Genomic DNA, 24,371 nt, shown 5'->3' with positions numbered 1-24,371 from the left:
GCCTTTCGAACGCCAGCCCTTACCCCACCGACCGCAGCGCGTCGCTTTGCGCGATCATGCTGTCTTCCGGGACGTCCAGCTTGTCGAGCGGGACCGCCGCAAGGCGTTCGGCGTCGTCGGGGTCCACACCCATCGCCCGCAGCATCGCGGCGACGAAGGCGTCGACGTCGACCTCGCCCCCCTTGTGCAGGCGGCGCAGCAGCGCAAGCGAGCTGGACTCGAGGATGTCGATCGCGATCTGAGGCGGGATCGGGCGGAAGAGACCGGCCTTGACCCCTTCCTCAAGGTACTTCGGCGTCACCTCTCGGACATAGCTGCCCGGTCCGGCGCCGCGCATCCCGAGGCGTGACAGGAACTCGAGAAACAGCGGATAGCGCCGCGCCACGTCGATGAAGCCCTTCAGGCCCTGCACCATCTGCGCGCGGGCGTCGCCGCTGTATTTCTTCGCAGAGGACGACGCCAGTTGGATGATCTCGCAGCCCAGTTCGTTCTTGGCGGCCTCCAGCAGCGCGTCGATGCTGCGGAAATGGTTGTAGAACGTGCCGCGCGCAACGCCGGCTTCTTCGATGACGTGCTCGATCACGGTGCCCTCGGGCCCCTGCCGCGCGAAAACGCGGGTGGCGGCCTCGATCAGCCTCCGCCGCATCTTCACCCGCCTTTGCTCGGCCACGCGCGAGCGGTGATCCCCCATCACGGTCATGCTTCCTTCTCCGGTCGTTTCACATTGAACACGGCGCAATACAGCGCCGGCACGAACAGCAGGGTGATCAGCGTCCCTGCAATGATCCCGCCCATCATCGCGAAGGCCATCGGCCCCCAGAAGATCTGGCGCGAGATCGGGATCAGCGCGAGGCTGGCCGCCGCCGCGGTCAACAGGATCGGCCGCGCGCGCTGGTCCGACGCCTCGAACACCGCGTCCCAGCGGTTTCGGCCGGCATCCAGAAGATCCTGAATCGCCTGCACGAGGATGATCGAGTTGCGGATCAGGATGCCGACCAGCGCCAGCACCCCCAGCACCGCGACAAAGCCCATCGGCGCACCCGACCCCAGAAGCGCCACGACCACACCGATCAGCCCCAGCGGCGCGACGGCCATCACGATGGCCATCAGACGGAAGCTTTGCATCTGCATCATCGTCAGCGTCAGGATGATCAGGATCATGATCGGCACGACGGCCACGATGGGCGCCTGACTTTCGGCGCTGGATTCCACCGTGCCGCCGATTTCGACCGTGTAGCCGGTGGGCAGTTCCTGCCGGAACGCCTCGACCGCTTCGGTCTGGTCGGTGACGATGGTCGCGGGCTGATCGTCGCTGATGACGGCCGCCTTCACGGTGATGACCGGCTTGCGGTCCTCCTGCCGGATGATCGGCTGTTCGGTCGTCCATGTGAGGCTGGCGATGGACGACAGCGGGATCGGCGTACCGTCGCCGCCGGCGAACTGAAGATCTTCCAGCGACGACAGGGTCGAGCGGTCCTGCGCCTCGCCACGGGCGAGCACGTCGATCAGCGTGCGCTCGTCGCGCAGCTGGGTGACGGTAGTACCCTCGAACAGGCTGGTCAGAACGTTGGCCACATCGGCCTGCGTCAGCCCAAGTTGCCGCAGACGCGCCTGATCAAGATCGACGCGGATCACGCGGCTGGGCTCGTTCCAGTCGAGGCTGATCGCGTCAAGCCGCTGATCCGCGGACAGGACCGCCGCCAGCTTCAGCGCCTCGTCGCGAAGCACGGCATAGTCGGGACCGGCGACACGGTACTGAACCGGCTTGCCGACCGGCGGCCCGAGTTCGATGAACTTCGGGAAGAACTCGACCGCGACATGCGCCATCGAATAGGCGCGGATCTTCTCGGTCAAAGCGTTCCGCGCGTCGAGGTCGGGGGTCATGATCACGACCTGCCCGATGTTCGGCCCGGCGGTGGGCGCGTCGTGGGTCAGGATGAACCGGGGCGCGCCGTCGCCGATGTAGGCGGTCCAGAACGACGGTTCCTCCTGCTCGGCCAGCCATGCCTCGAACTTCGCCATCTCGGTGTTGGTCGCGTTGAAACTGGCGTTCTGGCGCAGGGTGACGTCGACCACGATCTCTGTCCGGTCAGAGGTCGGGAAGAACTGCTGTTCGACCTTCGACATGCCGACGACCGAGGCGGCGAAGGCCGCGACCGTGATCAGGATGGTCAGCCAGCGGAACCGCATCGCCTGCCGCAGCACGCCATGGAACCGGCGGCGCAGCCAGCCCGGCTCGCCATGGGTGTGTTTCCACTTCTTCGGCAGGAAGGTCGCGCCCAGCACCGGGGCGAACAGCACCGCGACGATCCAGCTGAGGACCAGCGAGATTGCGATGACGTAGAACAGCGAGATCGTGTATTCGCCCGCCTGGCTGCCGTTCAGCCCGATGGGAATGAACCCCGCCACGGTGATCAGCGTGCCGGTCAGCATCGGCCATGCGATGGTCGTCCACGCATAGGACGCCGCCTTGGTCCGGCTTTCGCCGCGCTCCAGCCGCGAGATCATCGTTTCGATGGCGATCATCGCGTCATCCACCAGCAGGCCCAGCGCGATGATCAGCGCGCCAAGCGAGATCCGCTGCAGGGTGATGCCCATCTCGTTCAGGATCAGGAACGTCAGCGCCAGCACCAGCGGGATCGACAGGCTGACGACGAACCCGGCGCGGACGCCCAGCGACACGAAGCTGACCGCCAGCACGATGATCACGGCCTCGGCCAGCGCCTGCACGAAGTGGCCCACCGACTCGTCCACGACATGCGGTTGGTCGGCGACCTTGTGCACCTCGATCCCGATCGGCAGTTCCTTGATCATCTCGGCCATCAGCGCGTCGATCTCTTCGCCGAAGTCGAGGATGTTCTCGCCGGGGCGCATGCCGATGATCAAGCCGATGGCCGGCTCGCCGTTGTAGCGCACCAGCGAGTCGGGCGGGTCGATATAGCCCTCGCTCACCTCTGCCACGTCGGAAAGGGTGAAGAAGATATCGTCCGACCGAAGCGGCGCGGCGGCAAGGTCTTCGGCCTCGTCGAACTGGCCGCCGACACGGATCAGAAGGCGCTCGCCCTCGGTATGGATGGTGCCGGATGGGACGATTGCGTTCTGGGCCGCCAGCGTGTTCAGCACGGTCTGCGCGTTCAGGCCCAGCGCCGCCATGCGTTCGGACGAGAATTCGAGATAGATCACCTGTTCCCGCGTTCCGATCAGGTCGACCTTGCCGGCGGCGTCCAGTTGCTGAACTGCATCGCGCACGTCTTCGACGTAATCCTTCAGCTCTTCGGGACGGTATCCGTCGGCGGTGAAGGCGAAGATGTTGCCGTAGACGTCGCCGAAGTTGTCGTTGAACCCGAAGCCCGCGAATTCGTCCGGGAATTCGCCCCGGATGTCCGACATCATGTTGCGGACCTTGTTCCACGCAATCGGGATCTCGGACGAATCCATGTCGTCGCGCAGGTCGACATAGACGACGGCCTGCCCCGGATAGGTGACGGACCGCGTGCTGTCGAGCACGTCCAGTTCCTGCAACTTCCGCTCGATCCGGTCGGTCACCTGCGTCACCGTCTCTTCCGCGGTCGCTCCGGGCATCGAGGCCGAGACGACCATGGTGCGGATGGTGAACGAGGGGTCTTCCTCGCGCCCCATCGACAGGTAGGACAGCGCGCCGCCGACCAGCGACACCAGCATCAGGAACCAGACGAAGGACCGGTGCCCCAGCGCCCAGTCGGAGAGGTTGAAACCCTTCATTGCAGATGCTCCCCGACGATCTGTCCTTCTTCGAGGCTTGCCGCGCCCCGCACGATGATCTCGTCGCCGTCACCGACGCCCGAGGTGACCACAACGCGGCGGCCCACCACCGGGCCAAGTTCCACGGGGACGAATTCGACCGCGCGGCCCGCGCCGACGCGCCAGACGCCCGGCGCATCGTCCGTGCCGGAGATGGCCGTCGCAGGCACCGAAATGACCGGCGCGCTTTCGGTGGCGTAGGTCGCGGTGATCAGGCTGCCGATGCGGAAATCGTCCGGTGGGTCCTGCAACGTCAGGCGCAACCGCCGGGTTTCAAGGTTGGCGTCCGCCACCGGCTCTACCAGTCGCAGGATCGCCTTGACCGGCGTGACGGTGTCGGAATGGTGCCGCACGTCGAAGACCGCGCCGCGCGGCAACAGGGCGACATATTCGGCAGGTACGTCGATCACAGCCTCGCGGCCACGCACGTCGACCAGTTCAAGGATCGCTGTCCCGGGCGAGACGAGCGTACCCGCTTCGGCCTGCGTCGACAGGATGATGCCGTCGCGCGGCGCCGTCAGGGTGCCATAGGCGGCAGCGTCTTCGGCCTGCGAAAGCTCGGCCTCGGCGCTGCGAAGGCTGGCGGCGGCGGCGTCACGGTTGGCGCGTGCCTGTTCCAGCGCGGCGGTCGTGGCGACGCCAAGCTCGACCAGCCGCGTCGTGCGCTCGAACTGCTGCCGGCCAAGCCGCGCCTCGGCTTCGGCGGCGCTGACGGCGGCGCGTGCCGCGGCAAGGTCTTCTTCCAGCGTGATACCGTCCAGCGTCGCCAGCACGTCACCGCGCGCAACGACATCGCCCGCGTCCACGTCCAGCGTCGACAGGCGACCGCTTGTCTGGAACGCCAGCGTCACGATGTTCTCGCCCTGCACGACACCCGCGAAACCGCGTTCGGTGCTTTGCCCTTCCGACACGATTTCCGAGATCACCGGGCGCGGCACGTCGGCCTCGACGATGGGTTCTTCGGCCAAGAGGGGTGCCGCACCCAGCAGGGGCAGCGAAAGCACAAGGATCAGGCGCTTCATTCCGACCCCTCCCCGGCTTCGACCAGCCGCCCTTCGTACATGAACTGCGAGCCCGCACCGACGACCAAATCGCCTTCCTCCAGTCCGCCGATCACCGCCACGAAAACGTCCGCATAGGCGCCGACCTCGACGCTGGACAGGCTGACCCGCATGGTCTCGGGATCGACCAGCCAGACGGCGGGACCGTCCGCCGTGGCCGTCAGGGCGTTCCACGGAACCCGCATGATGGGCATGCTTGCAATCGTGACCGACCCGGTGACGGACGCGCCGATCACCATCGCTTCGGCCAGTTCGTCCGGGATCTCGGCGCGCACCTCGACGGTGCCGCTGTCGGTCAGCACCGGCGACACCTCGCGGACGCGGGCCTTGAATTCCTCGTCGCTGTCGCGCGGCGACACGGTAAAGCTGTGACCCACGAAGGAAGACAGACCGCCCACGTCGGGGGCGTAGAACACCGCCTCGCGCTTGCCCTGACTGGCCAGCGTCACCACGGCGGTGCCTGCGGTCGCCACTTCGCCCACGTCGGCAAGACGTTCGATCACGATCACGTCCTCGATGGCGCGGATCTCGGTGTCCTCGACCGCTTGCCGGGCGCGGGCCAGCTGCGCAGAGGCCTGATCGCGGGACGAGATCGCCGAGGTCAGCGCCTCTTCCGCCTCGTCCAGCGTCGACTGCGTGCCCACGCCGCGTTCGACAAGGTTGGCCGCCCGGTCGCGCGCCTGTTCCGCCTGCACCAACGCCGCTTCGGCTGCGGCCAGCGAGGCCTCGGCAGCGCTGAGCGAGGCGTTGGCCTGCGCCGGATCGACGCGCGCGATCAACTCGCCCCGCGCCACGAGGTCACCGACCTCGACAGCGATTTCGACGATGCGGCCACCGGTGCGGAACCCTGCGGGATAGCTGTTCTGCGCCTCGATAGACCCGATAAGCACATGCTCGCGCGGCAGCGAGCGCGTCGTCACGGTGGCAATCTGTACGGGAAGCGCCGTTTCGGCGATGGCGGACGCGGCAGTTGCCACGACAAGCCCGACCGCAAGCGCGGCGTGCAACGTCTTGATCATTATCCCAACCTCCGGACCGAATGGCCCGCGGGTGGAAAATGGTCAAAATGACACTTCTGTCAATACTACATTTAAAAACAGTCCGTCGGCCGCTTCCCGCCCGCGTCGACGGGCCGCGCGGAACCCCGCGCGCCCGTGTGCGTTGTCCAGTCGGCGCGTGCGCGACGCTTCGCCGAGACCTAAGCGTTGGAAAACCGTGACTTGCACCGGTTCGACGCGCGCCACATATGCCCGGCATACGCGGGGCCCCGCGAGTACCGAACGGTTATTTGTCCGAGGACACGAGATTGACCAGCACCGACACCCAATTGGGTCAAAGCGCGATTGCCAACGGCGCGGCTCACCGCGACGGGACGCACGACTCTGGGCCCGCTTCGGTCTCCGAGGTGATCGACCGCATGGAGAATGCGGCCGAGGGGTCCGAGACGACCTTGCGCGACGTGGTGTCGGCACTGGGTGAAGCGTCGTTCGTGCCGGTCCTGATGGCGCCGGCGCTGGCGGTCGTTTCCCCGCTGTCGGGCGTCCCGGTGTTCTCGTCGATCTGCGGCATCACCATCGCGCTGGTGGCGATCCAGCTTCTGTTGAACCGCGACCACCTCTGGCTTCCGGACTGGATGATGCGGCGCAAGGTCAAGACCGAGTCGCTGCGCAAGGCGACCCAATGGCTTCGCAAACCTGCTGGCTTCCTTGACCGCATGTCGCGCGAACGCATCAGCTTTCTGGTCGACCGCCCGTTCTCGTGGATCACAGAACTGGCCTGTCTTTTTTGCGGGCTCTCGATGCCGTTCCTCGAACTCTTGCCGTTCACCTCGTCGATCCTCGGCGGCGCGGTCACGATGTTCTCGCTGTCGCTTCTGGTGCGCGACGGACTGATCGCCGTGTTCGGCTTTGCCGTGGTCGCCTGTGCGGCGACGCTGGGCTACGTTCTGGTCGTCTAAAGACAACCTTCAAGGTCGGTGGCGATCCCGCGCATCAATTCGACATAAAAGTCCGGCCCGGTCGGATATTCGGCGCCCTGCAGATCGACGACGACATAGGGCACATCGGCCCCCGCGGCACGCGCCAGACCCGGGCTGACATGCGGTTCCATCACGATGCAGGCCTGATCGAGTTCTGCGACCCTTCCCGCAAGCTCTTTCAAACTGCGAGGGCTTGGCGCGCTGTCACCGACCGTCATCGTGCCGGCGGCGTGCAGGCCGAAGCCCTTTTCAAAGTACTGCGTCGCGTCGTGATAGAGGACAAGATCAACCGACTGTATCGGCGCAAGCGTGTCCGACAGTTCCGCGAACAGCGCCGACAGTCGATCCCGCGCCGCTTGGGCATTTGTTTGGTAGGTCTCGGCATTGTCCGGGTCGAGATCAGACAACTGCGCGGCGATCAGATCCAGCCAGGTCAGCGCGTTGGCGGGCAGCAGCCAGACGTGAGGATCGTAAGCACCGTGATCGTGGTGTTCGTCGGCGCCCTCGGCCTCGTCGTGCGCCTCATGGTCATGGTCGTGATCATGATCGTGTTCGCCGTCCTCGGCACTTTCGTCATGGTCTTCCCCGCCAAAGCGGAACGGCAGCACCTCTGTCCCTGCGGCCTCCATCAGCGCCACCTGTTCGGCACCACCCGCAAGCGTGCCCAGCGGCGCGACCAGCCAAGGCGACAGCGCATCGCCGACCCAGAAGACCAGATCGGCCTGTTCCAGCACGCTCGCCTCGGACGGCCGCATCGAGTAGGAATGCGGGTTCGCACCGGGCGGAAGAATCAATCCCGGCTCGCCCAGATCACCCATCACCATGGACACCAGCGAATGCACCGGTCCAATGTCCGTAACCACCACGGGAACATCGGCAAAAGCCGCCAGCGGAGTTGCGGAAAGCAGGGCGGTCAGGGCAGTCTGTCTGAACATGGAATGGGTCTCCGGAACCAACACGAGCGGGGTTGATAATTGATACACTATAACATATCAAGCATGAATCCACGGAGGGCATGACGATGGAGCCTGTCGGTTTCGAACGCCACGATCATCACAGCTGCATCGCCGACGGCGTCGCGGCCGCCGATGCCTTCTGCGCCGAGAACGGCCTGCAGTTCACCGCCTCGCGGCGGCGGGTGCTTGAGATCCTGTTGGAAAAGCACCGCGCACTGGGCGCCTACGAGATCCTTGACGTGCTGCGTGAGGAAGGCCTTGGCTCGCAACCCCCGGTCGCGTACCGGGCACTCGATTTCCTGACAAAGCACGGCTTCGCGCACCGGATCGAACGGCTGAACGCCTTCGTCGCCTGCGCTCATCCCGGCGCCAGCCATACGCCCGCGTTCCTGATCTGCCGCCTGTGCGACAGCGTGGCAGAGGCCAGCGCCGATCCCGCCAGCGGCATGCTGGGCCGCGCCGCGGAAGAAACGGGGTTCCTGATCGAGCGCGCCGTGGTCGAGGCGGAAGGCGTCTGCCCGAATTGCCGGGAGGCCGCGTGAGTCTTGTCGATATCCGCGGGCTTGCGGTGCGGGCCGGCGGTCGGCAGATCCTGCACGATGTCGCCTTCGCCATCGAACCCGGCGAGATCGTCACCGTGGTCGGTCCGAACGGGTCGGGCAAGTCCACCCTTCTGCGCAGCATCGTCGGCGCTGTCCGGCCCACCGCGGGCCTTGTCGCGCTGAAGCCGGGGCTGCGCATCGGCTACGTCCCGCAGAAGCTGCACATCGACCCGACCCTGCCGATCACCGTACGCCGGTTCCTAGGCCTGCCGCATCCCGTCAGCGATGACGAAGCGCAGATGGCGCTGACCGAAGCCGGCGCGGGCGACCTCGGCACGCGGCAGATGGCCGACCTGTCCGGCGGGCAATTCCAGCGCGTGCTGCTGGCCCGCGCGCTTCTGGCGCGTCCGGATCTGCTGATCCTCGACGAGGCGACGCAGGGCATGGACCAGCCGGGCTCTGCCGAGTTTTACCGTCAGATCGAGAAAGTGCGCACCGAGCTTGGCTGCGCCGTGCTGATGGTCAGTCACGAATTGCATGTCGTGATGGCGGCGTCCGACCGCGTCATCTGCCTGAACGGACATATATGCTGCGAAGGCGCGCCGGAACACGTCGCCTCGGCCCCGGAATACCGGGCACTGTTCGGCACCGGAACGCGCGGCGCGCTGGCACTGTACCGGCACGAGCACACGCACAGCCATGACCACGACCATGCGCACGACCACCACGGCCACCACGACCACGAGCACGCCGAATGAGCCTTCTCGACAGCTTCCTTGCCCGCGCCACTCTGGCCGGAATCGGAACCGCGCTGGCTGCCGCGCCCCTTGGTTGCTTCGTGGTCTGGCGCCGCATGGCCTATTTCGGCGACGCCACGGCGCACGCCTCGATCCTTGGCGTGGCGCTGGCGCTGACCTTCGACGTTCCGGTCTTCGGCGGCGTCCTGCTGGCCGCGCTTGCGATGGCGACCTCGGTCTCGGTACTGGCCGGGCGGGGCTTTGCGATGGACACGCTGTTGGGCGTGATGGCGCATTCGGCGCTGGCCTTCGGTCTGGTCGCCGTGTCCTTCCTCGACGGCGTGCGGATCGACCTGATGGCGTATCTCTTCGGTGACATTCTTGCGGTCGGGCGCGTCGATCTCGCTTTGATCTGGGGCGGCGCGGTTCTGGTTCTCGGGCTGATGTGGTGGCGGTGGTCGGCGATCCTGACGGCGACCCTGAACCCCGATCTTGCACATGCCGCCGGGATCGACCCGCGGCGCGAGCAAATGGTCCTGACCGTAGCGCTGGCGATCGTCGTCGCCGTCGCGATCAAGGTGGTCGGCGTCCTGCTGATCGTGGCGCTGTTGCTGGTCCCCGCCGCCGCCGCGCGCCCCTTTGCCCGCACCCCGGAAGGCATGGCGCTGGTCGCCGCCGGGATGGGCGTCGCCTCTGCCGCGGGGGGCATGCAGTTCGCCTATCTGCTCGACACGCCCACCGGTCCGACCATCGTCTGCGTCGCCGCGATCCTGTTCGCGATCACCAGCACCGGCGACCTTCTGCGCCGCCGTCTATTTCGCTAACGCAGCGAAATTATTTCAAAAATTTTCTTGCCCAAAGCGGTTTGGGCCGCAAGTATGCGCTTGGGAGGAATGGAAGGCATCCCCGGCTCGTACCGTCGACCGTGATCAAGGCCCGTCAGAGGCCGGTCGCCGCGAGCATTCTTCTGCCCTGTTTCGGGGACGGGATGGCCTCTCGCACAGACGCTACGGACGACGTACCAACAGGGAGACCTTCATATGCATTTCGGACATTCTATTCGGGCGCGATATCTGCTCGGCGGCGCAATGGCGCTGGCGCTGACTGCGACCGCCGGGCTTGCCGACATCCGGTTCTGGACCACCGAGGAACAGCCCGAACGCCTGGCCAAGCAACAGGAGATGGCGGCTGCCTTCGAGGAAGAAACCGGCATCGCCGTCGAGGTCATTCCGGTGACCGAAAGCGATCTGGGCACCCGCACGACCGCCGCCTTCGCGGCCGGTGACCTGCCCGACGTGATCTATCATACGCTGCAATACGCCCTGCCGTGGTACGAGGCCGGCATCCTCGATTCCGACGCCGCGACCGAAGTGATCGAAGCGCTCGGCGAAGACACCTTCGCCCCCGGTGCACTGGGCATGGCGTCGGTCGACGAAGGCTGGGCCAGCGTCCCGGTCGACGGCTGGACGCAGATGATCATCTACCGCAAGGATCTCTTCGACGAGGCCGGGCTGGAGCCGCCCAGCACCTACGCCAACGTCCTTGCCGCGCTCGAGGCGCTGCACAACCCGCCCGAGATGTTCGGCTTCGTGGCCGCGACCAAGGTCGACGAGAACTTCATGAGCCAGGTGCTGGAGCACGTGTTCCTCGCCAACGGCGCGACGCCGGTCGGCCCGGACGGGTTCACCGGCTTCGACGAGGCCAAGACCACCGAGGTTCTGGAGTTCTACAAGGCCATCGCCGAAGCCTCGCCGCCGGGCGAGCTGTACTGGGACCAGTCGCGCACGCTTTACTTCGCCGGGCAGGCCGCGATGATCATCTGGTCGCCGTTCATCCTCGACGAACTCGCGGGCCTGCGTGACAGCGCTCCGCCCACGATCACCGACGATCCCACCTCGCCCGAACTGGCGTCGAAGACCGGCATCGTGACCAACTTCGCCGGCCCCTCGAACCCGGACGGCGCGGCTTGGGCCGACATCCGCTATTTCGGCATCACCGTGGACGCCGACATCGAAGAGGCGATGCAGTTCGTCGAGTATTCGATGAGCACCGGCTACACCTCGACCCTGTCGATCGCGCCCGAAGGCAAGTTCCCGGTCCGCAACGGCACCGCCGAGAACCCGACCGAGTTCATCGAAGCCTGGGCGACCCTGCCGATGGGCGTCGACCGCAAGGCGCCGATGGGTGACGTCTATGCGCAAGAGATGATCGACGAGGTCGTCGGCGGTCTCGACGTGGCGCAACGCTGGGGCGTCGACGACGGTCAACTGGCGCTGGCGTCCAAGATCATCAACTCTGGCGCGATCAACCGGATCGTGCGGCAGTACATCGACGGCGAGATCGAAGCCGCCGCCGCTGTCGAGGCGATGAACACCGAACTGTCCGCCATCGAGTAAGGCAGATACTGCCCTCCCCCCACAACCGGGGGGGAGGGTCACAAAGGGGGATGTCCCCACAAGCCGGACGCGACGCATGACCTCAGCCACACCACCGACGGGCCGCGGCCCGCTTGCCCGCCGCGAGGCGCGGCTGGCCTGGGGCCTGCTGCTGCCCACGATCCTCTCGGTCTCGCTGGTGGTGATCCTGCCGCTGCTGTCGATTTTCTGGATCAGCTTCAAACCCATCGGCCTCGCCGACCTGCGCCCGCCCGCGCCCGTGGTGCGCGAGTCGCTGCGCGGCCGGCCCGAGGCGGCGGGCGACGAGGGCGAGGTGCAGTACCGTCTGCGCAACTCGTCCCAGGACAAGCCGATCCTCGGCGTCACCCTGTCGGACACCCTGCCGGAGGGGCTGACCGTCACCGGCGACATCGACCCGCGCTGCACCCTCGACGACCGGGCCCTGTTCTGCGACTTCGGCGATCTGGAAGGTGGCCAGCGCGAGACGATCGAGATCCCGGTCATCGCCGAGGCCGCCTATTTCGACAGCGGCGCCGATGTCGAGCGCACCGTGCCCGAGATCACAGGTCGCGCCGACAACATCCTGACCAACTCCGAGTTCACGCTGGACAACTTCGCCCGGATCTTCCGCGGCGACGAGTTCTTCACGGTGCTTTGGGCCACGATCTTCTACACGGTGTTCGGCACCGTCGGCGCGCTACTGGTGGGCCTGTTCGCGGCGATGCTGCTGAACAAGGAATTCAAGGGGCAGGGCATCCTGCGCGGGCTGTACCTGTTCCCCTACGTGGCCCCCGTGATCGCGGTGGCCTTCACGTGGGTCACGCTGTTCGATCCGTTCTCCGGCTCGGCCAACGCGCTGTTGGTGCAAATGGGCGTGGTGAACAGCCCGATCAATTTCTTCGGCCAGCGCCCGCTGGCGCTGATCATGGTCACCGTGTTCGAGATCTGGCGCTATTTCCCGCTGTCCTTCCTGTTCATCCTCGCCCGGATGCAGTCGATCGACCACGACATGTACGAAGCCGCCGACATGGACGGCGCCTCGCCGTTCCAGCAGTTCTGGTACCTGTCTATGCCGCAGCTTCTGGGCATCCTGTCGGTGCTGTTCCTGCTGCGCTTCATCTGGACCTTCAACAAGTTCGACGACATCTTCCTGCTGACCGGCGGCAACGCCGGGACGCGGACGCTGACGGTCAACGTCTACGAACAGGCGTTTGCCGTCTCGAACATCGGCGCCGGCGCCGCGGTCGCGGTGGTGATCTTCTGCGTGCTGCTGGTCTTCTCGATCTTCTTCCTGAAATACGTAAGCCGCGAGGAGGGCCTGTGATGACCGCTTCGCCGCTTCTTCTGTCCGGAAATATCCCGGGGGAGCCGCGCGCCAGCGCGGTGGGGGCAGAGCCCCCTGCCCGGCCCATCCATGCGGAGGTGTCCCGATGAGCGCCCTGCGTCACGGATGGCTGACCGGCCTTGTCATCGGCGTGCTCTGGCTGTTCGTCCTCGCCGTCGCGGTGGCCGTGGCTGTGGCGTTCGGCGCCGGCGCCGCGATCCGCCCGGCGATCCCCTTTATCGTGGTGCTGGGCGCCGTGACGGGGCTGGCCTGCGTGGCCCTGCGGCTGGCGCCCCCGGTGCTGTGGGCGGGCGTCACGGTCGTTTTCGCCGCTCTCGGCGCGGCGGAACTGGCTCCGATCGTCGGCACCGACGCGACCACACCGCTGCTTCTGGCTGTCACCAACGGGGTACTGGGCCTTGCCTTCGGGTGGTCGATGACGCGCATCCTCGGCACCATGTCGACCGGCGCGCTGACCCGGCACGTGTTCGAGGCCGCGGTGATCCGGTTCCTGACCGGCACCGGCTATATCGTCTTCACCGCCATCGTCGCGATCCCGTTCTACGTGATGGTGATGACCAGCCTGAAGAACCAGCAGCAGCTGGTGCAGAACCCTCTCGACTTCTCGCTGGACCTCTCGAAAGGCTGGGGCCTGTTTTCCAGCTATGTCGAGCTGTTCGGGCAGTTCAACTTCGGCAGCTACCTGTGGACCTCGTTCTACGTGTCCTGCCTGACCGTCGCGATCACGCTGCTGTTCTCGGTACCCGGCGCCTATGCCGTCGCGCGGCTGCGCTTCGCTGGACGGACGGCGTTCTCGCGCTCGATCCTTCTGATCTACATGGTGCCGATGATCGTTCTGGCGCTGCCGATCTACATCGTCTTCTCGATGACCGGCCTCAGGAACACCATCTTCGGCATCGTCATCATCTACCCGGTCACGACCATTCCCGTCGCGCTGTACATGCTTCAGGGCTATTTCCGCGGCCTGCCCGCAGAGGTCGAGGAAGCCGGGCTGATGGACGGGCTGACCCGGCTCAAGGTGATCTGGAAGATCACCCTGCCCCTGTCGCTGCCCGCGCTGGCCTCGGTCTCGCTCTATGTCTTCATGATCGCGTGGAACGAGTTCCTGCTGGCCTTCATGCTGCTGGACGACCCCTCCAAGTTCACCCTGACCCGTGGCGTCGCGATGCTGAACTCGTCCGAGATTCCGCGCCAGCATTTGATGGCCGGCGCGGTGATCGCGACGGTGCCGATCATGGTGCTGTTCCTGGGGCTGGAGAAGTTCATGACCAAGGGCCTGACCGCCGGGTCGGTGAAAGGATGACGACCTTGGCCGCCACCGACCGGACACGAAACGCAAAGGACACGCCTGCCCATGGCTGACGCCACCACCTGCGACCGCGAAGCCCGCGCCATCCTCGCGAAGAACGATCGCGGCGGGTACACCGTGCCGACGGCGGGGCTTTATCCCTACCAGTGGAATTGGGACAGCGTGTTCGCCGCCCTTGGCTTTGCCGAGCACGACATGGACCGCGCGTGGAGCGAGATCGAGACTCTGTTCCGCGGCCAGTGGCCCAACGGCATGGTGCCGCACATCCTGTTCCACCAGGTCGATCCCGGCTATTTCCCCGGCCCCGACGTGTGGGGCGGCGTCGGACCGATCCCGTCTTCGGGCATCTCGCAACCGCCCATCGCGGGCACCTTCGTGCGCTGGCTTCTGGACCGAAACCCCGGCGCCCAGCCCCGCGCTCGCGCGCTGTTCAAGCCGCTGATGGATTGGCACCGCTGGTTCATGACATGGCGCAACGAGGGCGGCGCCATCGTCGTCACCCATCCGTGGGAAACCGGCCGCGACAACTGCCCCGACTGGGACGGCCCCTTTGCCGCGATCGAACCCGAGGGCGTCGAACAGTACTATCGCCGCGACACCACCCACGTCGTCGAAGAGGAACGTCCGCGGCGCTATGATTATGACCGCTACCTGTACCTCGTGAAGCTGGGAGCCGAGAGTGGCTGGGACGAGGCCTATCTGAAGGACACCACGCCCTTCCGCGTGGCGGACCCGACGATGACCTTCACGCTGCTGCGCTCGACCCGCGACCTGAAGGTGCTGGCCGAACGGTTCGGAGAACCGGTGGACGAACTCGACCGCTGGATCGCCGAGATGGAGGAAGGGTCCGAACGGCTGTGGAACGCCGAGGCCGGGACCTACGACTGTTATGATATCCGCGCGGGCAAGCACACCGGCGTCGTCTCGAACGCGTCGTTCCTGACATGGTACGCGGGTGTCGGCGGCGGCCGGATGCTCGACCAGTTCGACCGCATCGCCGGGCTGACCAAGTACTACGTCCCGTCCACCGACCCGGCGCATCCGGCCTACGAGCCGAAACGCTATTGGCGCGGGCCGGTCTGGGCGATGATGAACATGCTGATCGCCACCGGGCTGGGCGAGGCGGGCCACACCGACCGCGCGCAAGCGCTGACCGAGAACACCCGCGCGCTGATCTCGAAGAACGGGTTCGCGGAATACTTCGACCCGACCAACGGCGCCCCCGCGGGCGGGCGCGACTTTACATGGACGGCCGCCGTCTGGCTGGCTTGGGCCTCTCCCAACACGGGGAAAACACCATGGGCAGCATAAGCCTTCAAAGCGTCGAGAAATGGTTCGGCGATCTTCAGGTCATTAAGGGTATCGACCTTGACATACACGATGGCGAATTCGTCGTGTTCGTCGGCCCCTCGGGCTGCGGCAAGTCCACGCTGCTGCGAATGATCGGCGGGCTGGAAGAGACGTCGCGCGGCAAGCTGCTGCTGGACGGCAAGGACGTCACCGACCAGCCGCCGCACCAGCGCGGCCTGTCGATGGTGTTCCAAAGCTACGCGCTGTACCCGCATATGTCGGTGCGCGACAACATGGGCTTCTCGCTGAAGACCGCGGGCGCGCCGAAGTCCGAGATCGAAGAGAAGGTGAACCGCGCCGCGGCGATCCTGAAACTGGAACCCTATCTCGACCGCCGGCCCAAGGCGCTGTCGGGCGGCCAGCGCCAGCGCGTCGCCATCGGGCGGTCCATCGTGCGCGCGCCCACCGCCTTCCTGTTCGACGAACCGCTGTCCAACCTCGACGCCGCCCTGCGGGTCGAGATGCGCTACGAGATCGCCAAGCTGCACCGGGCACTTGAGGCGACGATGATCTACGTCACCCACGACCAGGTCGAGGCGATGACGCTAGCCGACCGGATCGTGGTGCTGGAATTCGGCACCATCGCGCAGGTCGGCACGCCGAAAGAGCTGTACGAGCGCCCCGCGAACCTGTTCGTGGCGCAGTTCATCGGCTCGCCCGCCATGAACATCGTGCCCTGCACCACGTCGGACGGCCGCTATGCGCTCGAAGGCGGGCGCGGCGGCGTCTACACCGGCGACCATGGCGCGGTCCAGCTGGGCATCCGGCCCGAGCACATCGACATCGGCGCACCGGGAGAGGGCCAACTCGATGCCCGCGTCGACGTGCTGGAGTACCTCGGGGCCGACAGCTACGTGATCGTCGATGCAGGTCCGCTGGGCCAGATGACGATCCGCAGCCATGGCGAGCAAGAGGCGGAGCCAGGCCAGGAAATCGGCCTGAAGTTCCGCGAGGACCGGCTGCATTTCTTCGACGACAAAGGGCTGGCGGTCCGGCACTAAGCCGCCCTATACGGAACGGCCATGAGAACCACCGCCGACCGTATCCGCCATTCGCTGCTGCTCGAATTCTTCGCGCTGCTGATCATCACGCCGCTTGGCGCGCTGGTGTTCGGCGTGCCGATGTTCGACTTCGGTACGGTTGCTCTGGTCAGCAGCATGGTCGCAATGCTGTGGAACTACGCGTTCAACATCGGGTTCGACCGGGCCATGTTCCGCGCCACCGGCGGCACGGCGAAATCCCTTCGCCATCGCGTTCTGCACGCGGTGCTGTTCGAGGCCGGGCTTCTGGCCCTTCTGGTGCCGTTCATCGCGTGGCACTTGGGCGTGACGCTTTGGGTCGCGCTGGCGATGGACGTGTCGCTGGCCGGGTTCTTCCTTGTCTATACCTTCCTTTACAACATCGCCTACGACGCGGTGTTCCCCATCCCGCCCGCGCCCGCATCGCCAAAAGCCTGACCGGGCCGCACAATCCTGCGCCGGAACCGGGCCTGCCGCGGGCCAGCCGCACAACCCTGCTGCGAAAAGTTCTTTGACCCAGGCAATTGATGGGCCAGAATTGAAGTGTTTTAGCAAGTGATGGAGAGAGAGATGTCCGACAGCACCCCCGCTTCGGAAGGCAAGGGAATGTCACTGACCGTCAAGGTCATGATCGGGATGGTCGCGGGCCTGATCGTCGGTGTCATCTTCAACGCCATCGGGTCCGATTTCATCGCCACGCATATTGTCGGCGGCCTGTTCGCGATGGTCGGCAGCATGTTCGTCAACGCCCTGAAGATGCTGGTCGTGCCGCTGGTGATCTTCTCGCTGATCTGCGGCGTGACCGGGATCGGCGACATCCGGGTCCTTGGCCGCGTCGGCGGCAAGTCCTTCGGGCTGTACCTGTTCACCACCGCCGTCGCGATCGCCATCGCCATCCTGATGGCGCTGGTCGTGGCGCCGGGCGACGGGTTCGACATGACCGGCGTCGACACCTCGGGCGTCACCGGGCGCGAGGCGCCGACCGTGTGGGAAGTCTTCGCCGGCATCGTTCCCACCAATCCCATCGCCAGCTTCGCGAGCGGCGAGATGCTGCAGATCATCTTCTACGTCATCATCGTCGGCATCGCCGCGCTGATGATGGGCGACCGGTCGAAGCCGTTCATCGAAGCCTGTGAATACATGAACGAGTTGATGATGAAGGTCGTCGGCATCGTCATGGCCTTCGCCCCCTACGGCGTGTTCTGCCTGATCGCCAAGACCTTCACCGAGCAGGGGATCGAGCTGTTCGTGCCGGTGCTCGCCTATGTCGGCACGCTGACGGTGGCGCTGTTCTTCCACCTTTTCGTGACGCTGATGATCATGCTCAAGGTGCTGTCGGGGCTGAACCCCTTCACCTTCATGACCAAGATCCGCCCGGCGCAGATCTTCGCCTTCTCGACCGCCTCGTCGAACGCGACGATCCCGGTCACCTTCCGTTGCGTGACACAGCGCATCGGGGCGGACAACTCGGTGGCCTCGTTCACCGTGCCGTTCGGCGCGACGATCAACATGGACGGCACCGCGATCATGCAGGGCGTGGCGACGGTGTTCCTTGCCAATGTCTATGGCATCGACCTTGGCATCGGCGGCTACCTGACCGTGATCGCGATGGCGGTGCTTGCCTCCATCGGCACGGCGGGCGTGCCGGGCGTTGGCCTTGTCATGCTGACGATGGTGCTGGGTCAGGTCGGCCTGCCGATCGAGGGGATCGCGCTGATCCTCGGCGTCGACCGCCTGATGGACATGATCCGGACCGCGGTGAACATCACCGGCGACGCCGTCGTCTCGACCATCGTGGCGAAGACCGAGGGCAAGCTGGACATGGCGGTGTTCAACGACCCCGACGCGGGCGTGATCACCGATCACGATCTGGACATCGACCCCGAGGCCGAGGCCCGTCTGGCCGACGCGGCGCACCCACCCCGGAGCGCACCGGCAGAGTGATCCGCGCGACATGCCGGGGCGCCTGTTTCTGACCGCTCCGTTGGAGGAGGTCGCCGATTTCCTCGGCGCCGACCCCGGCGGAGTGGCGCCGGACCCGCCCCGCTTCAACATCGCCCCGGGCGAGCAGGTCATCGCCTGCCCGCCCGGTCTGGCTTTGACGAAGATGCGTTGGGGGATGATCCCCGTGGGCCGGGTGAACGCGCGTGGCCGGCCGGTGATGGAAACCATCGTCAATGCGCGATCCGAGACGGTCTTCACCAAATCCGCATTCGAAGGCGTCACCCGTGCGCTGGTGCCCGTGAACGGCTGGTACGAATGGACCGGCGAGAAACGGAAGAAGACCGCATGGCGGATTGCCCGCCCCGACGGTCGCCTGCTGGCTTTCGCAGCGATCTACGATGTCTGGAACGGACCCGGCGGCATCCAGCTGCCGCAACTGGCCACCGTCACCTGCCCGCCCTCGGGCGATGTGAAGGACATCCACGACCGGATGGGCGTCCTGCTGGAACCGTCGCAGTTCGCGACATGGCTGGGCGACGACACCGAAGCGGCGGCGGCCCTGATGCGCCCCTACCCGGACGGCAGCCTCGCGGTGACGGAGGCGACCGGCGTCGACTGGACCGCGCCCTGAGGCGTCCGCGCCGCACTGTCGTTAATCCCGCTTTCCTTTCCCCCACGGCCAGTTCAATGATCCCGGCATGGAACTCACCGCGACCTTCTGGATCCTCGCCGCGCTCGGCTCGCTGTTCGTCGGCATGTCGAAGGGCGGCCTGCCGATCATCGCGCTGCTGGCGGTGCCGATCCTGTCGTTCGTGATGCCCGCCGCCGCGGCGGCCGGGCTGTTGCTGCCGGTCTACATCATCTCGGACGTGTATGGCGTCTGGCTGTACCGGCGGGAGTTCTCGGCGCGCAACCTCAAGATCCTGATCCCCGCAGCCGCCATCGGCATCGCGCTGGGCTTCGCCACGGTGGCGTGGGTGCCCGAGGATGCGGTGAAGCTCGCGGTGGCGCTGACCGGGCTGTACTATCTCGCCGACAAGCTGCGGCGGCGGCTGAACCCCAGCATTCCGCCCCGGCCCGCCGATGTGCCGCGCGGGCTGTTCTGGGGCGCGCTGGCGGGGTTCACCAGCTACATCTCCCACGCCGGCGGACCGCCGTTCCAGGCATACGCCCTGCCGCAGAAGATGCCGAAGATGGTGTTCGCCGGCACCTCGACCATCCTGTTCGCCTGCGTGAACATCATGAAGGTGCCGCCCTATGTGATCGCCGGGCAGATCACGCTGCACAGCCTGTCGGTGATCCTTTGGCTGACCCCGGTGGCGCTGTTCGGCGCGTGGTCCGGGTTCCGTCTCACGCAGATCCTGCCCGAGAAGCTGTTCTTTGCCTTCGTCGAGACGGCGCTGCTGATCCTGTCGCTGAAACTGATCTACGACGTGGTCGTCTGACCGCCGCGCCCACTTGCCACTTCCGTTCGCCCGTATATCTTCGACGCTCAGTCACAGGAGGACCGCCCCATGCAGATGAGTTCCGAACGCGAGATCGCCGCCCCGCCCGAGGAAGTCTGGGCCGCGATCCTCGACCCCGAAGTGCTGAAGGCCTGCGTGCCCGGCTGCACCGAGATGTCCGGCAATGCCGACGAGGGCTTCGAGGCGACCGTGGTCCAAAAGGTCGGCCCGGTGAAAGCCACCTTCAAGGGACAGGTCTCTGTCGACAACCGGGTCGAGCACGAAAGCCTGACGCTCGTCGGCGAAGGCAAGGGCGGCCCTGCGGGCTTCGCCAAGGGCTCGGCCGACGTGAAGCTGACGCCGACCGAGACCGGCACGCTGCTGAGCTACGACGTCGACGCGAAGGTCGGCGGCAAGCTGGCCCAGCTGGGCAGCCGCATCATCGACGGCTTCGCCAAGAAGATGGCCGACCAGTTCTTCGAACGCTTCCAGACCGCCATCGAAGGCACCGCCGAGGACGTGCCGGACGATGCGCCGGAGGAAGAGAAAAAGAAAGGCTGGCTGTCGCGCCTGAAAGGCTGACGCCGGTTGGGGGCTCTGCCCCCGCCGCGCCTTTCGGCGCGTCTCCCCCGAGGTATTTTAAAAGAGAAGAAGCAGCACCCTTCGCCTTCTTCTCTTCCGAAATACCTCGGGGAGCGCGAGGGGCAGGCCCCTCGCTTCCGTCGCCGGCGATCAGGCCGCGCGGTCGGGGAACAGGGCGGCCAGCCCCTCGGGCGAGGCAGCGGCGATTCCGCGTTCGGTGATCAGGCCGGTGACCAGACGGGCCGGGGTCACGTCGAAGGCCGGGTTCCGCGCGCCAGTGGTGTCGGGCGAGATCTGCACCTGCGTCACCGTCCCGTCGGCAAGCTTGCCTTGCACGTGGGTGACTTCCGCAGGGCCGCGTTCCTCGATCGGGATGTCGAAGCCGTCCGAGATCGTCCAGTCGATGGTCGGCGAAGGCAGCGCCACGTAGAACGGGACGCCATTGTCCTGCGCCGCCAGCGCTTTCAGGTAGGTGCCGATCTTGTTGCAAACGTCGCCGCGCGCAGTGGTGCGGTCGGTACCGACGATGACGAGGTCCACCTCGCCCCGCTGCATCAGGTGCCCGCCCGCGTTGTCGACGATCAGGTCGTGGCTGACACCGTGGCCGCCCAGTTCCCACGCGGTCAGCAAAGCGCCCTGGTTGCGGGGGCGAGTCTCGTCGACGAAGACATGCACCGGAATTCCCGCCTCGTGCGCCTGGTAGATCGGCGAGGTCGCGGTGCCCCAGTCGACCGTCGCGATCCAGCCGGCGTTGCAGTGGGTCAGGACGTTGACCGGCCCGTCCTTCTTCGCCGCGATCTCCTTGATCAGTTCCAGCCCATGCACGCCGATCATCCGGTTGGTCTCGACATCCTCGTCACAGATCGCCGCCGCCTTCGCGAAGGCCGCCGTGGCGCGGTCGCCGACCGGCAGCGGGCGCAACGCGGCCTGCATCGCCTCGAGCGCCCAGCGCAGGTTCACCGCGGTGGGGCGCGTGGCGTTCAGCGTCTCGCAGGTCGTGGCGAGGTTGCCGTCCGACGCGTCGCGCGCCATCGCGCAGGCCACGCCATAGGCCGCCGTCGCCCCGATCAGCGGCGCGCCCCGTACCCACATGTCGCGGATCGCGGTGGCGAAATCGTCAAGGCTTTCCAGCGGCACGATGCGGAACTCGTGCGGCAGCCAGCGCTGGTCGATGATCCGGACCTCGCCGTCTTCAAGCCAGATAGAGCGGTAGTGGGTGTCGCCGACCTTCATGCGGGCCTCCCGTGGTTGCAGGGTGTCGTCCGGAGTCTCGCCCGTGGCCGGGCTTGCATCAAGTGGAAAGGCAGGCCGTCCGATGTCCGAACCCCATTGCACTCTGCCGCGCCGCGCGCGACGGTCCCTGCCATGACCGCCACCCCCCTGATCCGCGACGTCGGCCTGTCCGGCATGCTCGTCACCTTCGCCGACCGTCTGTCAGAGCCCGCGAACCGCGCCGCGCTGGCGTTTCGCGCGGCGGTGGACCATGCCGGCTGGGACGGGGTGCAGGAGACGGCGACCTCTCTCGCGTCGGCCTTCGTCCGGTTCGATCCGCTGACGCTGGACCACGACGCGCTGAAGGACCGGCTGACCGAGATGCTGGCGGGCCGCGACTGGCTGGCGGAACCCTTGCCGCAAGGGCGCGTGTTGTGGACCATTCCCGTCGCCCTTGGCGGCGACAGCGGGCCGCAGTTCGATGAGGCGGCCGAGGCGGCGGGGCTGACCCCCGAAAAGGCCACCGAAGAGATCGCAGCCGCGCGGACCCGCGTGCTGACGATCGGCTTCGCACCCGGGCAGGCGTATCTGGGCGAGTTGCCCGCGCACTGGAACATCCCTCGCCTGCGGCAGCTGTCGCCCAACGTGCCGCAGGGCGCTTTGGTGGCCGCGATCCGACAGTTGATCGTCTTCGCGCGGACCACCCCGACCGGCTGGCGGCATATCGGGCAGACCGCCTTCCACTCGTTCCGGCCCGGGACAGACACGCCTTTCCCGCTGACGCCCGGCGACGAGATCCGGTTCGAGCCCGCCACGCCCGAAGCCATCGCCCGTCTGGCGGAAAGCGACGGTATCGGCGCCACGTCAGAGCCCATAGCATGAGCCGCCTGACCGTCATCAGCGCGGGTCCGGGCGTCACCGTGCAGGACATGGGGCGCCCCGGTCACCTTGCCACCGGCCTGTCGCGCGGCGGTGCCGCCGATCCGCTGGCGCTGGCCGAGGGGGCCGCGCTGCTTGGCCAGTTGCCCGAGACCGCCGCGATCGAGATGGCCGGCATGGGCGGCGTGTTCACCGCCGATCGCGATCTGCGCATCGCGCTGACCGGCGCGCCGATGCAGGCGACCGTCGATGGCGAGCGGCTGCACTGGAACACCAGCCACCACCTGAAAGCGGGTCAGCACCTTGCCATCGGCGGGGCGGAGCGTGGCGCCTACGGATATCTTCACATCGGCGGCGGCATCGCGACCGAGCCGGTTCTGGGCTCGCGCGCCGCACATCTGGCTGCTGGTCTGGGGGCCGGTTTGACCGAGGGCGACACGCTGCCGCTTGGGCAGGACCGCGCGGGCGAGACGGGGCTGACGCTGGACGTCGCCGACCGGTTCTCGGGCGGCACCGTCCGGGTGATCCCGTCGATGCAAACCGACCAGTTCGCCCCCGGCGACCTTCGGCGGTTCGAGGAAACCGCCTTCTCCCGCGATCCGCGCGGCAACCGGATGGGCGTGAAGATGCGCTTCGACGGCGCGCCCTTCGCCGCGCAGGATCAGCTTGTCATCCTGTCCGAGATCATCGTGCCCGGCGACATTCAGGCCACCGGTGATGGCGCGCCTTTCGTCCTGCTGTCGGAATGCCAGACCACGGGCGGCTATCCCCGGATCGCCACCGTGATCCCGGCCGACCTGCCGCGCATCGCGCAGGCCGGTCCCGGCGCGCCGGTCCGGTTCGTCTTCGTCAGCCGCGCGCAGGCGCTTGCCGCGCATCGCGCCCATGCCGACCATATTGCGCGGCTTCCGCGCGCGCCGCGCCCCCGCATCCGCAACCCGCACGACATTCCCGACCTTCTGAGCTATCAGCTGATCGGAGGTGTCACAGCCGGAGACGAGACATGACCCTTTCCGTGGACCTGAACGCCGACATGGGCGAAAGCTTTGGCCCCTGGCCGATGGGGAACGATGCCGAGCTGCTGAAGATCATCAGCTCCGCCAACATCGCCTGCGGCTTCCACGCGGGCGATCCGGATCACATGGCGCGGGTGATGAGGCTGGCGGTCGAAAACGGCGTCGGCATCGGTGCGCATCCCGGCCTGCTGGACCTGCAGGGCTTCGGTCGCCGCAGGATGCAGGTACCGCATGCCACGCTTGCCAACTGGGTCCGCTACCAGCTTGGTGCGGCGCAGGCGATGGCGCGGTCCGTGGGCGGCGCGGTCCGGCACCTGAAGCTGCACGGCGCGCTGGGCAACATGACGTCGGAAGACGAAGCGATGGCGCGCGCCTGTTACGAGGCAGCGCTGGACGTCGACCCCGACCTGACGATCATGGTGATCGCCGCCACCGCCCAGCAGCGCGCGGCCGAGACGCTGGGCTGCGCCTATGCCGCCGAGATCTTCGCCGACCGGGCCTATAATGACGACGCGACGCTGGTGGACCGGTCGCAGCCCGGCGCGGTGATCCATGATGCGGCCTACGGCGCCGAGCGGATCGTGAAGATGGTGAAGGCGGGCGCGATCCTGTGCGAAAGCGGCAAGGAAATCCCGACACGCATCGACACCATCTGCGTCCATGGCGACAACGCCGAAGCCGTGGCGCTTAGCACCGCGGTCCGCGACGCGCTGGAACAGGCGGACATCGCCATCCGGCCCATTGGTGGCTGAAACGCACACCCGCTGTTAACCCGAATCCGCCTATGCCCCCCGGAAACCTTGTGAAGGAGACGCGGGTG

At 66.6% G+C, this 24,371-nt stretch carries 23 protein-coding genes; 17 read left to right on the top strand and 6 right to left on the bottom strand.

Annotated elements, in window-relative coordinates; genetic code table 11:
• Positions 1-19 precede the first annotated feature (19 nt).
• Genes ACP156_RS11710 through ACP156_RS11695 form a run of 4 tightly spaced genes read right to left on the bottom strand, consistent with a single transcriptional unit; the run spans position 20 to position 5,860 of the window.
• Positions 20-700 (bottom strand): TetR/AcrR family transcriptional regulator, encoded by a 681-nt coding sequence (locus ACP156_RS11710; RefSeq protein WP_425051508.1) that lies wholly within the window; start codon positions 698-700, stop codon positions 20-22.
• Positions 697-3,741 (bottom strand): efflux RND transporter permease subunit, encoded by a 3,045-nt coding sequence (locus ACP156_RS11705; RefSeq protein ID WP_425051507.1) that lies wholly within the window; start codon positions 3,739-3,741, stop codon positions 697-699. The genes ACP156_RS11710 and ACP156_RS11705 overlap by 4 nt, the downstream gene beginning before the upstream one ends.
• Positions 3,738-4,802: an efflux RND transporter periplasmic adaptor subunit gene (locus ACP156_RS11700; protein WP_425051506.1), complete on the bottom strand. Its 1,065-nt coding sequence runs from the start codon at positions 4,800-4,802 to the stop codon at positions 3,738-3,740. Before ACP156_RS11700 ends, ACP156_RS11705 begins: the two co-directional genes overlap by 4 nt.
• Positions 4,799-5,860 (bottom strand): efflux RND transporter periplasmic adaptor subunit, encoded by a 1,062-nt coding sequence (locus ACP156_RS11695; protein ID WP_425051505.1) that lies wholly within the window; start codon positions 5,858-5,860, stop codon positions 4,799-4,801. The genes ACP156_RS11700 and ACP156_RS11695 overlap by 4 nt, the downstream gene beginning before the upstream one ends.
• A gap of 287 nt (positions 5,861-6,147) precedes the next feature.
• Between ACP156_RS11695 and ACP156_RS11690 the strand changes: the two genes are divergently transcribed.
• Positions 6,148-6,798, top strand: coding sequence for an exopolysaccharide biosynthesis protein (locus ACP156_RS11690; protein WP_425051504.1), 651 nt, complete (start codon positions 6,148-6,150; stop codon positions 6,796-6,798).
• Here ACP156_RS11690 and ACP156_RS11685 read toward each other — a convergent pair.
• A complete protein-coding gene (locus ACP156_RS11685) occupies positions 6,795-7,754 on the bottom strand; it encodes a zinc ABC transporter substrate-binding protein (RefSeq protein WP_425051503.1) in 960 nt (319 codons plus the stop codon). The two genes, ACP156_RS11690 and ACP156_RS11685, sit on opposite strands and share 4 nt — an antisense overlap.
• An 86-nt stretch (positions 7,755-7,840) precedes the next feature.
• On the opposite strand from ACP156_RS11685, the gene ACP156_RS11680 reads away from it, so the two are divergent.
• From ACP156_RS11680 to ACP156_RS11620, 13 genes are all read left to right on the top strand, one after another.
• Positions 7,841-8,317: a Fur family transcriptional regulator gene (locus tag ACP156_RS11680; RefSeq protein ID WP_425051903.1), complete on the top strand. Its 477-nt coding sequence runs from the start codon at positions 7,841-7,843 to the stop codon at positions 8,315-8,317.
• Complete coding sequence (locus ACP156_RS11675) at positions 8,314-9,075, top strand: ATP-binding cassette domain-containing protein (protein ID WP_425051502.1); 762 nt, start codon at positions 8,314-8,316, stop codon at positions 9,073-9,075. The genes ACP156_RS11680 and ACP156_RS11675 overlap by 4 nt, the downstream gene beginning before the upstream one ends.
• Positions 9,072-9,878 (top strand): metal ABC transporter permease, encoded by an 807-nt coding sequence (locus tag ACP156_RS11670; RefSeq protein ID WP_425051501.1) that lies wholly within the window; start codon positions 9,072-9,074, stop codon positions 9,876-9,878. The genes ACP156_RS11675 and ACP156_RS11670 overlap by 4 nt, the downstream gene beginning before the upstream one ends.
• Before the next feature lie 216 nt (positions 9,879-10,094).
• Entirely contained in the window at positions 10,095-11,450 is a 1,356-nt protein-coding gene (locus ACP156_RS11665; RefSeq protein ID WP_425051500.1) for an ABC transporter substrate-binding protein, read from the top strand.
• Positions 11,451-11,526: 76 nt separating this feature from the next.
• Positions 11,527-12,774, top strand: a complete 1,248-nt coding sequence (locus tag ACP156_RS11660; RefSeq protein ID WP_425051499.1) for a carbohydrate ABC transporter permease — start codon at positions 11,527-11,529, stop codon at positions 12,772-12,774.
• Between the two features lie 106 nt (positions 12,775-12,880).
• On the top strand, positions 12,881-14,098 hold the full coding sequence (locus ACP156_RS11655) for a carbohydrate ABC transporter permease (protein ID WP_425051498.1): 1,218 nt from the start codon (positions 12,881-12,883) through the stop codon (positions 14,096-14,098).
• Between the two features lie 51 nt (positions 14,099-14,149).
• The gene (locus tag ACP156_RS11650; RefSeq protein WP_425051497.1) at positions 14,150-15,415 is read left to right on the top strand and encodes an MGH1-like glycoside hydrolase domain-containing protein; all 1,266 of its coding nucleotides are present in this window, start codon (positions 14,150-14,152) and stop codon (positions 15,413-15,415) included.
• Positions 15,403-16,455 (top strand): ABC transporter ATP-binding protein, encoded by a 1,053-nt coding sequence (locus ACP156_RS11645; protein WP_425051496.1) that lies wholly within the window; start codon positions 15,403-15,405, stop codon positions 16,453-16,455. The genes ACP156_RS11650 and ACP156_RS11645 overlap by 13 nt, the downstream gene beginning before the upstream one ends.
• Before the next feature lie 21 nt (positions 16,456-16,476).
• A complete protein-coding gene (locus ACP156_RS11640; protein ID WP_425051495.1) occupies positions 16,477-16,911 on the top strand; it encodes a PACE efflux transporter in 435 nt (144 codons plus the stop codon).
• 132 nt (positions 16,912-17,043) lie between these two features.
• Positions 17,044-18,417: a dicarboxylate/amino acid:cation symporter gene (locus tag ACP156_RS11635; protein WP_425051494.1), complete on the top strand. Its 1,374-nt coding sequence runs from the start codon at positions 17,044-17,046 to the stop codon at positions 18,415-18,417.
• Positions 18,418-18,427: 10 nt separating this feature from the next.
• Positions 18,428-19,048, top strand: a complete 621-nt coding sequence (locus ACP156_RS11630; RefSeq protein WP_425051493.1) for an SOS response-associated peptidase — start codon at positions 18,428-18,430, stop codon at positions 19,046-19,048.
• A gap of 67 nt (positions 19,049-19,115) precedes the next feature.
• Positions 19,116-19,862, top strand: a complete 747-nt coding sequence (locus ACP156_RS11625; protein WP_425051492.1) for a sulfite exporter TauE/SafE family protein — start codon at positions 19,116-19,118, stop codon at positions 19,860-19,862.
• A gap of 69 nt (positions 19,863-19,931) precedes the next feature.
• Positions 19,932-20,444, top strand: coding sequence for a CoxG family protein (locus ACP156_RS11620; RefSeq protein ID WP_425051491.1), 513 nt, complete (start codon positions 19,932-19,934; stop codon positions 20,442-20,444).
• A 150-nt stretch (positions 20,445-20,594) separates the two neighbouring features.
• Here the strand turns inward: ACP156_RS11620 and mtnA are convergent, their stop codons facing one another.
• The gene (mtnA, locus tag ACP156_RS11615; RefSeq protein WP_425051490.1) at positions 20,595-21,677 is read right to left on the bottom strand and encodes an S-methyl-5-thioribose-1-phosphate isomerase; all 1,083 of its coding nucleotides are present in this window, start codon (positions 21,675-21,677) and stop codon (positions 20,595-20,597) included.
• A 132-nt stretch (positions 21,678-21,809) separates the two neighbouring features.
• On the opposite strand from mtnA, the gene ACP156_RS11610 reads away from it, so the two are divergent.
• From ACP156_RS11610 to ACP156_RS11600, 3 genes are read left to right on the top strand one after another with little or no spacing between them, the layout of a single operon-like run.
• Entirely contained in the window at positions 21,810-22,538 is a 729-nt protein-coding gene (locus tag ACP156_RS11610) for a 5-oxoprolinase subunit B family protein (RefSeq protein WP_425051489.1), read from the top strand.
• Complete coding sequence (locus ACP156_RS11605; RefSeq protein ID WP_425051488.1) at positions 22,535-23,542, top strand: biotin-dependent carboxyltransferase family protein; 1,008 nt, start codon at positions 22,535-22,537, stop codon at positions 23,540-23,542. The genes ACP156_RS11610 and ACP156_RS11605 overlap by 4 nt, the downstream gene beginning before the upstream one ends.
• Positions 23,539-24,303 carry a LamB/YcsF family protein gene (locus ACP156_RS11600; protein WP_425051487.1) on the top strand — a complete coding sequence of 255 codons (765 nt, stop codon included), beginning with the start codon at positions 23,539-23,541 and terminating at the stop codon, positions 24,301-24,303. The genes ACP156_RS11605 and ACP156_RS11600 overlap by 4 nt, the downstream gene beginning before the upstream one ends.
• Positions 24,304-24,371 lie beyond the last annotated feature (68 nt).

This window comes from Psychromarinibacter sp. S121 (genome assembly GCF_049801035.1).
GTDB lineage: Bacteria > Pseudomonadota > Alphaproteobacteria > Rhodobacterales > Rhodobacteraceae > Psychromarinibacter.
This window is presented reverse-complemented; position numbering and strand designations above follow the sequence as displayed.